At 70.5% G+C, this 13,841-nt stretch carries 11 protein-coding genes; all 11 read left to right on the forward strand.

Going from position 1 to position 13,841, the window contains the following annotated elements; genetic code table 11:
* The first annotated feature begins 2 nt into the window (after positions 1–2).
* The 11 genes from AB0C27_RS31490 (at position 3) to AB0C27_RS31540 (ending at position 13,826) form a co-directional block, all read left to right on the forward strand.
* Positions 3–755, forward strand: coding sequence for a YebC/PmpR family DNA-binding transcriptional regulator (locus tag AB0C27_RS31490; RefSeq protein ID WP_357851139.1), 753 nt, complete (start codon positions 3–5; stop codon positions 753–755).
* Positions 756–903: 148 nt separating this feature from the next.
* Positions 904–2,775 (forward strand): hypothetical protein, encoded by a 1,872-nt coding sequence (locus AB0C27_RS31495; RefSeq protein ID WP_357851142.1) that lies wholly within the window; start codon positions 904–906, stop codon positions 2,773–2,775.
* An 11-nt stretch (positions 2,776–2,786) separates the two neighbouring features.
* Positions 2,787–3,929, forward strand: coding sequence for a GNAT family N-acetyltransferase (locus tag AB0C27_RS31500; RefSeq protein WP_357851145.1), 1,143 nt, complete (start codon positions 2,787–2,789; stop codon positions 3,927–3,929).
* 84 nt (positions 3,930–4,013) lie between these two features.
* On the forward strand, positions 4,014–4,544 hold the full coding sequence (gene ruvC, locus AB0C27_RS31505; RefSeq protein WP_357851417.1) for a crossover junction endodeoxyribonuclease RuvC: 531 nt from the start codon (positions 4,014–4,016) through the stop codon (positions 4,542–4,544).
* A 645-nt stretch (positions 4,545–5,189) separates the two neighbouring features.
* Positions 5,190–5,810, forward strand: a complete 621-nt coding sequence (gene ruvA, locus AB0C27_RS31510) for a Holliday junction branch migration protein RuvA (RefSeq protein ID WP_346108019.1) — start codon at positions 5,190–5,192, stop codon at positions 5,808–5,810.
* Between the two features lie 258 nt (positions 5,811–6,068).
* Positions 6,069–7,100 (forward strand): Holliday junction branch migration DNA helicase RuvB, encoded by a 1,032-nt coding sequence (gene ruvB, locus AB0C27_RS31515; RefSeq protein ID WP_357851149.1) that lies wholly within the window; start codon positions 6,069–6,071, stop codon positions 7,098–7,100.
* A 211-nt stretch (positions 7,101–7,311) separates the two neighbouring features.
* Entirely contained in the window at positions 7,312–7,704 is a 393-nt protein-coding gene (gene yajC / locus AB0C27_RS31520; RefSeq protein ID WP_357851152.1) for a preprotein translocase subunit YajC, read from the forward strand.
* Positions 7,705–7,747: 43 nt separating this feature from the next.
* A complete protein-coding gene (gene secD / locus AB0C27_RS31525; protein ID WP_357851155.1) occupies positions 7,748–9,595 on the forward strand; it encodes a protein translocase subunit SecD in 1,848 nt (615 codons plus the stop codon).
* A 1-nt stretch (position 9,596) separates the two neighbouring features.
* Complete coding sequence (gene secF / locus AB0C27_RS31530) at positions 9,597–10,592, forward strand: protein translocase subunit SecF (protein ID WP_357851158.1); 996 nt, start codon at positions 9,597–9,599, stop codon at positions 10,590–10,592.
* A 334-nt stretch (positions 10,593–10,926) separates the two neighbouring features.
* On the forward strand, positions 10,927–11,445 hold the full coding sequence (locus tag AB0C27_RS31535; RefSeq protein WP_357851160.1) for an adenine phosphoribosyltransferase: 519 nt from the start codon (positions 10,927–10,929) through the stop codon (positions 11,443–11,445).
* Positions 11,446–11,633: 188 nt separating this feature from the next.
* Complete coding sequence (locus AB0C27_RS31540; protein WP_357851420.1) at positions 11,634–13,826, forward strand: bifunctional (p)ppGpp synthetase/guanosine-3',5'-bis(diphosphate) 3'-pyrophosphohydrolase; 2,193 nt, start codon at positions 11,634–11,636, stop codon at positions 13,824–13,826.
* Positions 13,827–13,841 lie beyond the last annotated feature (15 nt).

The raw sequence follows: 13,841 nt of genomic DNA on the forward strand, positions 1-13,841 counted from the left end.
TAATGTCCGGCCACTCCAAATGGGCGACGACGAAGCACAAGAAGGCCGCGCTCGACGCCAAGCGCGGCAAGCTGTTCGCCAAGCTCATCAAGAACATCGAAGTGGCGGCCCGGACCGGTGGCCCTGACCCGGACGCCAACCCCACCCTCTTCGACGCCATCTTCAAGGCGAAGAAGAACTCCGTGCCCAACGACAACATCGAGCGGGCGCGCAAGCGCGGTGGCGGCCTGGAGGCCGGCGGCGCCGACTGGCAGACCATCATGTACGAGGGCTACGCGCCCGGCGGCGTCGCGGTGCTCATCGAGTGCCTCACCGACAACCGCAACCGCGCGGCCTCCGAGGTCCGCGTCGCGCTCACCCGCAACGGCGGCTCGCTGGCCGACCCCGGGTCCGTCTCCTACATGTTCAACCGCAAGGGCGTCGTGATCGTGCCCAAGGAGGGCGGGCTCGACGAGGACACCGTGCTGATGGCCGTGCTGGAGGCGGGCGCCGAGGAGGTCAACGACCTCGGCGACAGTTTCGAGGTCGTCTCCGAGGCCGGCGACCTGGTGCCGGTCCGCAAGGCCCTCCAGGACGCCGGGATCGACTACGACTCGGCCGAGTCCAGCTTCCTGCCGACGATGAGCGTGCCGCTCGACGAGGAGGGCGCCAAGAAGGTGTTCCGCCTCATCGACGCGCTGGAGGACAGCGACGACGTGCAGAACGTCTTCGCCAACTTCGACGTCTCGGACGAGGTGCTGGCGGCGCTCGACTGACCGCTCCGGGGCGCCTGCGTCCGTACGTTCGCGCTCGGACGTGCAGGTGCGCTCGGACGCGTTCGCGCGGGCCTGTTTCCGAGACTCCCGTTGAGTACCGGTCTGTCGGGCGTGCGTGCGGGGCCGGGGCGAAGTAGGGTCGGGCGACGTGACTTCCCCCAACCCGCCTCGGCCGAACCTGTCGGCGCTCGGCTGGCTTCTGGCCGTGCCCGCGCTGTTCGGCGCCCTCATCACGCTGGTCCTGCCGACCGTCCAGACGCTCTGGCTCAGTTTCCAGAGCGGCGGTTTCATGCGGGAGAGCGCCTACGCGGGGACGGCCAACTACGCGGATCTGCTCGGCGACGGCGCGTTCTGGCGGGCGCTGAGCTTCACGCTCTCGCTGACCCTGCTCCCGCTGCTGGTCGCCGTGGTGGTGGCGCCGCTGCTGGCGCTGGCGCTCGACCGGGCCGGCGCCTGGCCGAGGCGGGCGGGGCGGATCGTGCTCTCGCTGGCCGTGGTCACGTTCTCGCCGGTCGCCGTCGCGGGCGCGTGGACGCGCGGGCTGTCGCCCGAGTCTTCCGGCCTGGCCGCGCTGGCCCAGGGGCTGCGCGAGCCTGAGAGCGCGCCGTGGACGCTGCGGCTCATCGTCGCCGCCGCCACGTTCGGCGTCGTGTGCGCGCTGGCCGTGCTCGCCTACCTGCCCGCTCTGCGCGGCGGCTCCGCCGTGCCGGCGACGCTCGCCGTCGGCGCGCTCGTCGCGCTCGCCACCGTCGCCACCGGCATCCAGACGTTCTCCATCGGCATGGTGCTCACGCACGGAGGCCCTCAGCACGCCACAGAGACGCTGGCGGGCCTGCAGTACGACTACGCCTTCAGAATGGCCCGGTTCGGCCCTGGCGCGTCCGTGGCGGCCCTCTCAGGGGTGATCCTCGGCGTGCTGGGCATCGTCGCCACGCTCGTCGTGGTCCTCGCGCGGCTGCGCATCACGGTGACGCCGCGCGTCACGCCGGACGGACCGGCCAGGAAGGCCTACGCCTCGGGCGTACCGGCACCCCAGGGCGACCCCGTACCCCATGGCGAGGCCACAGCCCACGGCGGCGCGTACGCACCGCACGGCCAATCCGCCGTCCCCCACGGCGGCGCGTACCGACCCCACAATCCCCACGGTCCCCACGGCGAGGCGGCACCCCACGGAGGCGCATACGACGCACCGCCCGGCGTGCCCACGTCTCACGGATCGCCGGGTGCTCCTGGTGGCGGGGCGTACGGTGCGGCCCTCGCCGGGCGGCGTGCATCCGGGCCCGGATGGGTGGCGGCCGGCGCGGTCGCCCTGCTGATCTTCGCCGCCGCCTGGGTGCTGCTGTCCTGGCCGTGGATCGACGGCGTGCTCGCCACCCCGTCCGCTCCGGCCTCGACCTGGGCTACCCACGTCAACACCTGGGTGCCGGCCCTGGCGGGAGCCGTCGTGTCCGTGGGCGTGGCCTACCTCGCGGCGCTCGGCATCGGCGGCCTGCGCCCGCTCGGCCGGGGCAGCGAGTGGCTGCTGCTGGCGTTCGCCCCCTGGCTGTTCGTCGGCCCCGGCCCGCTCGGCGTCGCCAACTGGCAGAACGCCCGCAACCTCGGCCTCATCGACTCCTTCCCCGCCCTGATCCCGCCGCTGCTGGTGAGCGTGCCCGCCCTGCTCGTGCTGACCCTCCTGTGCAAGGGGCTGTCCGAACGTTCCGGCGGCGACTTCTTCGGCGGCGTGCTGCTGCCCTCGCTCCCCATGGCGGGCATCCTGGCCGGCGGCGTCACCCTCGTGAACGCCCACGACCTCAGCTGGCCGCTGCTCGTCGCGCAGCGGGCCGACCTGTTCACCACGCCGGTCAGCCAGGTGAACCGGCTCGGCTCCTTCGCCGGGGGCACCCCCGACCTCGGCGCCGCCACGCCGCTGCTCGTGGTCGCCGTCGCGCTGGCCGCCCTCGTGGCCGCGCAGCTCCTCTACCTCGACAGGCTCGCCATCACGACAAACAGTTCGCCGGTACGTACGGACGCTGCGTAGGTTTGCTGATTGTGGAAATTCGCGACATAACACCCGAAGACCTCGACGACGTCCTCGACGTCCGCAGGCGGTCGTTCGGCCCCCTGCCCGCCGCCGACAGGGAGAAGTGGCGCCAGGCCACGCTGCCGATCCTGGCCGAGGGCCGCTATCTGGGCGCGTTCGACGGCCCGCGGCTGGCCGCCGCGGCACGGCTGCGCCAGTTCACGCAGTGGTGGCACGGCAGGCCGCAGCCGATGGCCGGGATCGCGGGGGTGACCGTCAACCCCGAGGACCGCGGGCGCGGCGTCGGCACCCGGATCATGCGGGCCGTCATGGACCGGGCGACCGAGCTGGGCGACGCGATCTCCGCGCTCTACCCGGCCACCACGCCCATCTACCGGGGGGTCGGCTACGAGCACGCTGGAGCCATGCGGACCGTCAGGCTCCCCGCCGAGTCGCTGCGCAGGATCCGCCCGTCAGCCCCGGTCAAGCTGCGCAGGATGGGGCCGGGCGACGGCGGCCACGTCGTCTCCGTACTGCACCGCGCGCACGCCGCCGCCCGCTCCAGCGGGCCCATCTCGTACGACGAGCGGACGTGGGACCTGTGGCTGGCCGACGAGGACGACTTCCTCTACCTCGCCGACGACGGTTACGTGATCTACCGCTGGAAGGGTGACGACATCGAGGTCGAGAACCTCGTCGCCGCCTCGCCCGACACCCTGCGGGCCCTGTGGTCCATGGTCGGCAGCGCGTCCTCCATCGCCCGTGACGTCGTCGCCACCGTGGCGCCGGACGACCCGGTGCTGTGGCTGCTGCCCGACCGGACGAAGGAGAAGATCACGGAGACGCGGTGGATGTTCAGGGTGCTGGACGTGGCCGCGGCGGTCGAGCGTAGGGGCTACCCGGCGCAGGCGGCCTGCGACGCCGTCGTCACCGTGGACGACCCGACGAGGGGCGGGGGCACGTGGCGGCTGGACATCTCCGGCGGATCCGGCACGGCCACGCCGGCCGAGGGCACCGGCGTCACGCTCTCAGTGAACGGATTCTCCGCCCTGTACGCCGGTGTGCCGCCCTACACGCTGCGTCTCAGCGGTCTCATGTCCGGAGATGACCGCTATGACCAGGCACTTGAAGCGGCCTTCGCCGCCCGGCCGTACATGCTCGACTACTTCTGACGCGCGTTTCCCGATGCGCCCGCGCCCACGCCGGAGTAAAGTCTCCTGCCGAACAGGTGTTCTGGTCTTTCTGGAGGCATGCCGGTGCGGGTGATGGGCGTCGACCCGGGGCTGACCCGGTGCGGTCTCGGGGCCGTCGAAGGGCGCCCTGGCGCGCCCCTGGCCCTGGTGGCCGTCGGGGTGGTCCGCACCGGGGCCGACGAGGACCTCGGCTCCAGACTCGTCGGCATCGAGGCGGGGATCGAGCGGTGGCTCGACGACGTACGCCCCGACGCGGTGGCGGTCGAGCGCGTCTTCAGCCAGCACAACGTCCGCACCGTGATGGGCACCGCCCAGGCAGCCGGCATCGCGGTCCTCTGCGCGGCCCGGCGCGGCCTGCCCGTGGCGCTGCACACGCCGTCCGAGGTCAAGGCGGCCATCACGGGCAGCGGCACGGCCGACAAGAAACAGATCGGCGCCATGGTCACCCGGCTGCTGCGGCTCACCGAGATCCCCAAGCCCGCCGACGCCGCCGACGCCCTCGCCCTGGCCATCTGCCACGTCTGGCGCGGCGGCGCCCAACACCGCCTCGCCGAAGCCGTCGCCCGCGCCACCCGCAAGGACACCCGCCGATGACCGGCTTCCTGGGCCGCCCGCAACGGCCTTCGCCTATGACCGGCTACCTGTGCCGCCAGCGAAGAGGCCGGCTGATGATCCGCCGCCCGGAGGCCGAGCGGGCCGCCTGCCGCAGCGCCGTCGCGAGCCCCGTCCCGCCGTGCGCGCGGCCGTCGCGCCCGTCTTGTGGCACCGGCGCACACGTACCGGCCGGGCCCGTCTCGTGAACGGCCCCGGGCACCTCGCAAGCCGCCACTTGTTCCCGCCGCGTCCCGCGCCACGAGACCGATGCCACCTACACACCAGCCACAATCCCGAGCCACACACCAAGCTGGGCCCCGAGCCACACACCGGGCTTCACCTGGGGCCTCGCGCCGTCCGTTCTTCGCCCTGGCCCTCGCCTCCGTGTCGGCCCTCGCATCGGGCTTCACCAGTCACAACGTCGCCTCAGCCCGCTCAGCTCTCAGCGATCCACCGGGGGATGTGGCGTGCCGGGAGCGCGATCCGTGGTGAGATGTGGGAACCGGTCGTGGAGGCCCACGGGCCGAGGCGGCGGCGTGCTGCCACTCGAGCCGGGGGCGCGGCGTGCGCTCAGGCGCGAGCCGGTGACGAAACCGCCGGTGACGGGAGTCGTTTCGTGGCGGCGTGGGTGACGGGAGGCAAGGCGTGATCGCGTCAGTGGCGGGCAAGGTGACGGCGATAGCGCCCGACGGAGCCGTGATCGAGGTGGGCGGTGTCGGCATCCTGACCCACTGCACCCCGGGCACGCTCGCCACGCTCCGCATGGGCGAGGAGGCGCGCCTGGCCACGTCGCTGGTGGTGCGCGAGGAGTCACTCACCCTTTACGGCTTCGCCACCGACGATGAGCGGGCCGTGTTCGAGCTGCTGCAGACGGCCAGCGGCGTGGGGCCCAAGCTGGCCCTGGCCATGCTCGCCGTCCACACGCCCAACGCGCTGCGCGTCGCCGTGGCCAGCGCCGACCTCAAGGCGCTCACCCAGGTGCCAGGAATCGGGCAGAAGGGGGCGCAGCGGATCGTACTGGAGCTCAAAGACCGGCTCGGCACGCCCGAGGAGGCCGTCAACGCCGCCATCAACGGAGAGCGCAAGGTGGCACTCTGGCGCGAGCAGGTCCACTCCGGCCTGGTGGGGCTGGGCTACTCCAGCAAGGACGCCGACGAGGCCATCGCGGCCGTGGAGCCCGACGCCGACGCCGACCTGGCCGCCGGCCGCCAACCCCAGATAGCCGCCCTCCTGAAGTCCGCCCTCCGCTCCTTGAGCATCCGATGACCCCCACCCCACAAGCCCCCGCCACCGGGCAGGTCCCCACCCCAGACCAGGTCCCCGCCACCGGGCAAGCCGCCATCACCCGGCGACCAGTCGCGAGCGGGCGAGTCGCATGTGCCGACCCAGCCCCTGTAAGCACCGCTTGCCACCGCGCCGCCCACTCCAGCGTCACGCCTGCCGCCCCACGGGTCGGCTGGGTTGCCGATCTGGGTGCCGTGGCGGCTGAGGGCCGGTCCGAGTGGAAGGGGAGGGTGGGGCGCGATGGACTTTGAGAGGGAGATTCTTTCGCCTGCGGCCGGAGGCGACGAGTTGCAGATCGAGGCCGCGCTGCGCCCCAAGCGGCTGAGTGAGTTCATCGGCCAGGGCCGGGTGCGTGAGCAGTTGTCCCTCGTGCTCGAAAGCGCCCTGCGCCGCGAGAGCCCGCCCGATCACGTGCTCATGAGCGGCGCCCCGGGCCTGGGCAAGACGACGCTGGCCATGATCATCGCGGCCGAGCTGAACGCGCCGCTGAGGATCACCTCGGGCCCCGCGCTCGAACGGGCGGGAGACCTCGCGGCGATCCTGTCCACGCTGACCGAGGGCGAGGTGCTGTTCATCGACGAGATCCACCGGATGGCCAGGCCCGCCGAGGAGATGCTCTACCTGGCCATGGAGGACTTCCGGGTCGACATCGTGGTCGGCAAGGGCCCGGGGGCGACCGCCATCCCGCTGGAGATCGCGACCTTCACGCTGGTCGGCGCCACGACCAGGGCCGGGCTGCTGCCGGCGCCGCTGCGCGACCGTTTCGGCTTCACCGCCCACATGGACTTCTACGAGGCGGCCGAGCTGGAGCAGGTGCTGCGCCGCTCGGCCAAGCTGCTCGGCGTCGTGCTCCCCGACGAGGCCGCCCACGAGATCGCCAGGCGTTCGCGCGGCACGCCCCGCATCGCCAACCGGCTGCTGCGCCGGGTGCGGGATTTCGCGGACGTGCGCGCGGACGGCGTCATCGACCGCGACGTGGCCTCGGCGGCGCTCAACTTGTACGAGGTCGACGCCGAAGGGCTTGACCGGCTCGACCGGGCGGTGCTCGGCGTGCTGCTGCGCAAGTTCGGCGGCGGCCCGGTGGGGCTCTCGACGCTGGCGGTGGCTGTGGGGGAGGAGCCGGAGACGGTCGAGGTGGTGGCCGAGCCGTTCCTCGTCCGGCAAGGTCTGCTGGCCAGGACGCCGCGCGGCCGGGTGGCCACCGCTGCGGCGTGGACTCATCTCGGGATGACACCCCCGCCGGATGCGTTCGGAGCTACGCTTTTCGACTGATTACAGAACGGTTGCAACCGTTTCAAATTGGGAACTTCCCCGCGCGCCGAAACGCTGCCTCGTTGCCGCGTTTCGCAACAAGCGCCTACACTCCGTGGCTTGGCTGGCTGTGTAGGCTGACGGGCTGAGCGGCGCGGCCCGACGCAACGCACGGAATTTCCGGCGCGAGGCCGGTGTCAACTTCTTGTACGACAATGGAAGGTCGCCCCTTATGGACATGGGACAACTCGGAAGCATCCTGCCGCTGATTCTTCTGGTGGTGGTGTTCTACTTCCTGCTGATCCGCCCTCAGCGCAAGCGGCAGCAAGAGGCGGTCCAGATGCAGAACTCGCTGGCTCCGGGTGCGCGGGTCATGACCACGACCGGGCTGTTCGCCACGGTCGTCGCGGTGGACAATGAGGATGTCATCCTCGAGGTCGCGCCGGGGATCGAGACCCGTTGGGTGAAGGCGGCCATCGGCCGCGTCGTCACTCCTGGCGACGCCCCGGCCAGCGATGACGAGCCGGTCGAGCAGGAGACCGCGCTCGACGAGGAGGGCAAGAAGGAGTCCGAGGCCACCGTGGAGCGCAACGGCGACCAGGACTCCAGTACCAAGCAGTCCTGACTAAGCTCTGCGACAAACCCCTATCTGAAAGAATCGACGACCAGTGGCCCGACCGACCAGCCGCCACAGCCGACCGGGGCGTACGCTCCTGGTGCTGCTGGCGCTCATCCTCGCCCTGGGCGGGACGATGTTCCTGCAGCAGGCGTTCACGCCCAAGCTGGGGCTCGACCTCGCCGGCGGTACGACGGTGACTCTGTCGCCCGTGACCTTGAACAACGCGTCGCCGCCCGAGGAGATCCTCGATCGTGCGGTCAACATCATTCGCGATCGGGTCAACGGCACCGGAATCTCCGACGCAGAGGTCGCCAAATCCGGCGACAACATCATCATCTCCATTCCGGGCGTGGGTCAGAACGAGGCCGTCAAACTGGTCGCGACCACCGCGGAGCTGCGCTTCCGTCAGGTGCTCGCCGTTGCGGCCACACAGGTTCCGCAGGAACTGGCCACCAACGCGCCGACGCCGAGCGCCTCGTCCTCCGCGAGCCCGTCGGCCAGCCCGTCCGCTGGGGCCACGGGCTCGCAGCCGGCCAGGAAGCCGTCCAGCTCGCAGTCCGCGTCGACACCCAGCGCCTCGCCCACGGGCAGGGCGCTGTCTTCGGCTCTGACCGCTCCTTCGCCCGCGACCTCGCCCCCGGCCCAGCCGTCCGCGCAGAGTTCCGCGCAGCCGTCGGCCGAGCCGACGGGCACGCAGAACGGGCAGAAGCAGGACAAGAAGGGCCAGGACAGCAAGCCGACGGCCAGCCCGACCGGTCAGACCGGCACGCCGCCGCCGCAAGACCCCAACGCCGCCGGAATCGACACCTCCGGGATCGACCCCGCGGTGCTGGCACAGTTCAACAAGCTCGACTGCGCCGACCCGAAGAACCGCGGCCAGGGCGTCCAGGACGACCCCAACAAGCAGTTCGCCGGCTGTGAGGCCGACGGCTCCTACAAGTACGTCCTCGACATCGCCAAGGTCGTCGGCACCGACATCGACACCGCCTCCGCGGGCGTCCGCCAGGGCACCACCGAGTGGGTCGTCCAGCTCGACTTCAAGAGCAAGGGCGCGGGCGAGTGGGGCAAGCTCACCACCACCGCGTTCAACTCGCCCGAGCCGCGCAACCAGGTCGCGGTCGTGCTCGACGGCGTCGTCATCACCGCGCCGGTCATCCAGGGCCCGATCCCCGGCGGCCGGGCCGAGATCACCGGCGGCTTCAACCAGGCCACCGCGACCACCCTGGCCGACCAGCTCAAGTACGGCGCGCTGCCGCTGAAGTTCAACCGCAGCTCGATCGACACGGTCTCCTCGACCCTCGGCCAGGACCAGCTCGAGGGCGGCCTGGTCGCGGGCCTCATCGGCCTCGGGCTCGTGGTCGTCTACTGCCTGCTCTACTACCGGGGCCTGGGCATCGTGGCGGTGCTGAGTCTCGTGGTCGCCACGGTCATCACGTACACGTCGGTGGTCGTGCTCGGGCACAACGCCGGATTCCGGCTCTCGCTGCCGCACATCATCGGCCTCGTGGTCTCGATCGGTATCACCGCCGACTCCTTCATCGTGTACTTCGAACGCATACGTGATGAGATGAAGGAGGGCAGGCGGACGCTCAGGGCGGCCGTCGAGGTGGCCTGGGTCCGCGCCCGGCGCACGATCCTGATCGCCGACGCCGTCATGTTCATCGCCGCGATCGTGCTGTACTTCCTGGCGGTGGGCGGTGTGGCCGGGTTCGCGTTCGCGATGGGCCTGACCACGCTGATCGACATCGTGGTGGTGTTCCTGTTCACCAAGCCGTTCATCGCCATGCTGGCCAAGGTGAAGTTCTTCGCCAAGGGGCACCCGCTGTCCGGGCTCGACGCCGAGCGCATGAGCGAGGCGGGCTCGACCGGCCGCACGACCACTCCGCAGGAGGCCTGAGATGGGACTGGGGCGTCGCCTCTACCGCGGCGAGATCGATGTCGACTTCGTCGGCAAGTGGAGGCTGTGGTACAGCCTCTCCGGCCTGCTGCTGGCCATCTCGCTGGCCGGAATCCTGATCAACGGGCTCAACCTGGGCGTCGAGTTCAGGGGCGGTTCGGTCTTCTCCTTCAAGGCGCCGACCGCGAACATCGAGCAGGTGCGCGAGACCTTCCAGGAGGAGGGCGTGCACCAGCCGATCGTGCAGACGGCCGGCGACCGGTGGCGGGTCACCACCGAGGCGCTGTCGGAAGGCACCATGAACCAGGTGCAGACCGCCATCGCGAAGGACTACAGCGTCCCCACCGACCAGGTCGACATCCAGTCGATCGGCGCGTCCTGGGGCGGTGAGGTCTCGGAGAAGGCCTGGATCGGCCTGGCCGTGTTCATGCTGGCGATCATCTTGTACCTGTCGATGGCGTTCGAGCCGAAGATGGCCCTGGCCGCCATCGTCGCGCTCGTCCACGACCTCGTCATCACGGCCGGCATCTACGCCTGGTCGGGCTTCGAGGTCACGCCCGCGACGCTGCTGGGCTTCCTGACCATCCTCGGTTATTCGCTCTACGACGCGGTCGTGGTGTTCGACATGATCAAGGAAGTCACGGCCAAGCTGGGACACACGTCCAAGCAGACGTACTCGATGGCGGCCAACAACGCGCTCAACCACACGCTGATCCGGTCGCTGAACACCTCGCTGGTCGCGATCCTGCCGGTGGCGGCGATCCTGTTCATCGGCACCACGCTGCTCGGCGCGGGCACGCTGAAGGACCTGTCGCTCGCCCTGTTCGTCGGCATGATCGTCGGTACGTACTCCTCGCTGTGCGTGGCGACGCCGCTGCTGGTGACGCTGAAGGAGCGCGAGCCGAAGTACCAGGCCATCGCCAGGAGGATCGCCTCCACGAGCGGCGGTGGCAAGGGGTCCAAAAGTTCCAAAAGCGCGGCCGTAGCCAAGGGATAGCCGCAGCTCCCGTACGACTCCCGTACGACGCCCTCACTCCGCGCCGGGGTGAGGGCGTCGTCGTGTCCCCGGCCGGTTCGAGCCGCGGGCCCGGGTGGCTCGTCTGCCAGGCTGGGTGCGCTGAGGGACGGGGCCCAGGTCCTCATCGGGCGCGCTGTGGTCCGTCACTCGTGTCGCGGGACTCCGAGTCCATGGCGCGCCTTCGGGGGCTCTCGCGGGCCGCTGAGGGCGTTCTGAGGGGTGCTCGGGTTCGGGGTGGGGTCCGGAATGCACCATCATGGTGCCCGGCTATGGTGCCCGGCACAGGGCCGGTTGAGAGAGGCGAAAGACGACGATGACCGAGCTGAGCGCGATGATCCTGGACCGCATCAGGGACGTGCCCGACTATCCCCAGCCGGGCGTGATGTTCAAGGACATCACCCCGCTGCTGGCCGACCCGGTCGTGATGGCGGCCGTCGTGGACGAGCTGGCGGGGCTGCACCAGGTCGACAAGATCGTGGGGATCGAGGCCCGCGGGTTCATCCTCGCCGCTCCGGTGGCCTACCGGGCGGGCGCCGGGTTCGTGCCGGTGCGCAAGAAGGGGAAACTGCCCGCCGCGACCCTGGAAGAGTCCTACGATCTGGAGTACGGCTCCGCGACCATCGAGGTCCACCGTGACGCCTTCACGCCCGGCGACCGGGTGCTCATCGTCGATGACGTGCTGGCCACGGGAGGCACCGCGAAGGCCGCCGTCGAGCTCGTGGAGAGGGCCGGAGCCACGGTCGCCGGCCTCGCCGTGCTGATGGAGCTCGCCTTCCTGAAAGGACGTGACCGGCTGACGGGAGTGGACCTGCACTCCCTCGTGATCGTCTGAGCCCGGCCCGAGGCGGCCCAGGTTCGTCACCTGGATACACTGGGGGGATCTGGACTCGAACGTGAGGAGTCACTGCGTGAGGAGTCTGTGTGCCCCGTGATGTGGTCGCGCCCGACGTGACCGACTCAGGCAACGCCGATTCGCCCGGCGTTCCGTCGGTGCGTCGCAGGCGGTTCGGGGGTGGGGCCATGAATCCGGTGCTGGAGCCGTTGTTCCGTACGGTCCGCGCCACCCACCCCAAGGCCGACCTGCGCCTGATCGAGCGCGCCTACGACGTCGCCGCCTATCATCACCGCGACCAGAAGCGGAAGTCCGGCGACCCCTACATCACCCATCCGCTCGCCGTGGCGACGATCCTGGCCGAGCTCGGCACCGACGACGAGACGCTGTGCGCGGCGCTGCTGCACGACACGGTGGAGGACACCGCCTACAGCCTCGACGAGCTGCGCGGCGACTTCGGCGACACCATCGGGTCCCTGGTCGACGGCGTCACCAAGCTCGACAAGGTGAAGTTCGGCGACGCGGCGCAGGCCGAGACCGTGCGCAAGATGGTCGTCGCGATGTCGCGCGACATCCGGGTGCTGATCATCAAGCTGGCCGACCGCCTGCACAACATGCGCACCATGCGCTACCTGCCGGAGCACAAGCGGCACCAGAAGTCGCGCGAGACGCTGGAGATCTTCGCCCCGCTGGCCCACCGCCTGGGCATGAACACGATCAAGTGGGAGCTGGAGGACCTCGCGTTCGCCATGCTCTACCCCAAGCGCTACGACGAGATCGCGCGCATGGTGTCGGAGCGGGCGCCGCGCCGCGACCTGTTCCTGCAAGAGGTCATCGAGAAGGTCTCCGGCGACCTGCGCGAGGCGAAGATCCGCGCCGTGGTCAAGGGCCGGCCGAAGCACTACTACTCGGTCTACCAGAAGATGATCGCGAGAGACGTCGCGTTCGACGACATCTACGACCTTGTGGGCATCCGCGTGCTCGTCGACAGCGTACGCGACTGCTACGCCGCGCTCGGCACCATCCACGCCAGGTGGAACCCGGTGCCGGGCCGGTTCAAGGACTACATCGCGATGCCCAAGTTCAACATGTACCAGTCGTTGCACACGACGGTGATCGGTCCCGAGGGCAAGCCGGTGGAGCTGCAGATCCGCACCCACGCGATGCACCACAGGGCCGAGTACGGCGTGGCCGCGCACTGGAAGTACAAGGAGGAGGTCGGCGCCCCCGGCCCCACCGGCAAGGTCAAGCCGGGCAGCGACATGGCCTGGCTGCGCCAGCTCCTCGACTGGCAGAAGGAGACCTCCGACCCGGGCGAGTTCCTCGAGTCGCTGCGCTTCGACCTGTCGGTCTCCGAGGTCTACGTGTTCACCCCGAAGGGCTCGGTCATCGCCCTGCCCGAGGGGGCCACGCCGGTCGACTTCGCGTACGCGGTGCACACCGAGGTGGGCCATCGCTGCATCGGCGCCCGGGTCAACGGGCGGCTGGTGCCCCTGGAATCGCGGCTCGGCAACGGCGACACGGTTGAGATCTTCACCTCGAAGTCGCCGGACGCCGGGCCGTCGCGCGACTGGCTGAAGTTCGTCAAGTCGGGCCGGGCCCGTAACAAGATCCGGCAGTGGTTCTCCAAGGAGCGCCGCGAGACCGCGATCGAGGCGGGCAAGGAGGCCATCGGCCGGGCCATGCGCAAGCAGGGCCTGCCGTTGCAGCGGCTCATGTCCGGCGAGGCGCTGCTGGCGCTGGCCCGCGACCTGCGCTACCCCGACGTGTCCGCGCTTTATGCGGCCGTGGGCGAGGGGCACATCGCGGCGCAGACCGTCGTGCAGAAGCTCGTCTCCTCGATCGGCGGCGTCGACAGCGCCGAGGAGGACATCGCCGAGACCTCGCTGCCGACCCGGCTGCGCGGCCGCCCCCGTGGCGGTGGCGGCGCGGGCGTGGTGGTGGCGGGCGACGCCGACGTCTGGGTACGCCTGTCGAAGTGCTGCACCCCGGTGCCCGGCGACGACATCGTCGGCTTCGTCACCCGGGGCCACGGCGTGTCCGTCCACCGGGCCGACTGCACCAACATCGAGCAGCTCAAGACCCAGCCCGACCGGCTGGTGGAGGTGAGCTGGTCGCCGAGCGACGACAGCGTGTTCCTGGTGGCCATCCAGGTGGAGGCGCTCGACCGGCCGCGCCTGCTCTCCGACGTCACCCGTACGCTGTCCGACCAGCACGTCAACATCCTGAGCGCCTCGGTGACGACCTCGCGCGACCGGGTGGCGATCAGCAAGTTCACCTTCGAGATGGGCGACCCCAAGCACCTGGGCCACGTGCTCAAGGCCGTGCGCAGCATCCAGGGCGTCTTCGACGTCTACCGCGTGAGCGGCGCCGGCGGCTGACCCCGCGAGGGCGGC

The sequence above is a fragment of the Nonomuraea sp. NPDC048882 genome (genome assembly GCF_040649755.1).
Lineage (GTDB): Bacteria > Actinomycetota > Actinomycetes > Streptosporangiales > Streptosporangiaceae > Nonomuraea > Nonomuraea maheshkhaliensis.

Excerpts from the sequence above, each read along its gene's own strand:
- AB0C27_RS31490 (WP_357851139.1), top strand. The coding sequence starts at position 3 with ATGTCCGGCCACTCCAAATGGGCGACGACGAAGCACAAGAAGGCCGCG.
- ruvB (WP_357851149.1), top strand. The coding sequence starts at position 6,069 with ATGGACTTTGAGAGGGAGATTCTTTCGCCTGCGGCCGGAGGCGACGAG.
- yajC (WP_357851152.1), top strand. The coding sequence starts at position 7,312 with ATGGACATGGGACAACTCGGAAGCATCCTGCCGCTGATTCTTCTGGTG.
- secF (WP_357851158.1), top strand. The coding sequence starts at position 9,597 with ATGGGACTGGGGCGTCGCCTCTACCGCGGCGAGATCGATGTCGACTTC.
- AB0C27_RS31535 (WP_357851160.1), top strand. The coding sequence starts at position 10,927 with ATGACCGAGCTGAGCGCGATGATCCTGGACCGCATCAGGGACGTGCCC.
- AB0C27_RS31540 (WP_357851420.1), top strand. The coding sequence starts at position 11,634 with ATGAATCCGGTGCTGGAGCCGTTGTTCCGTACGGTCCGCGCCACCCAC.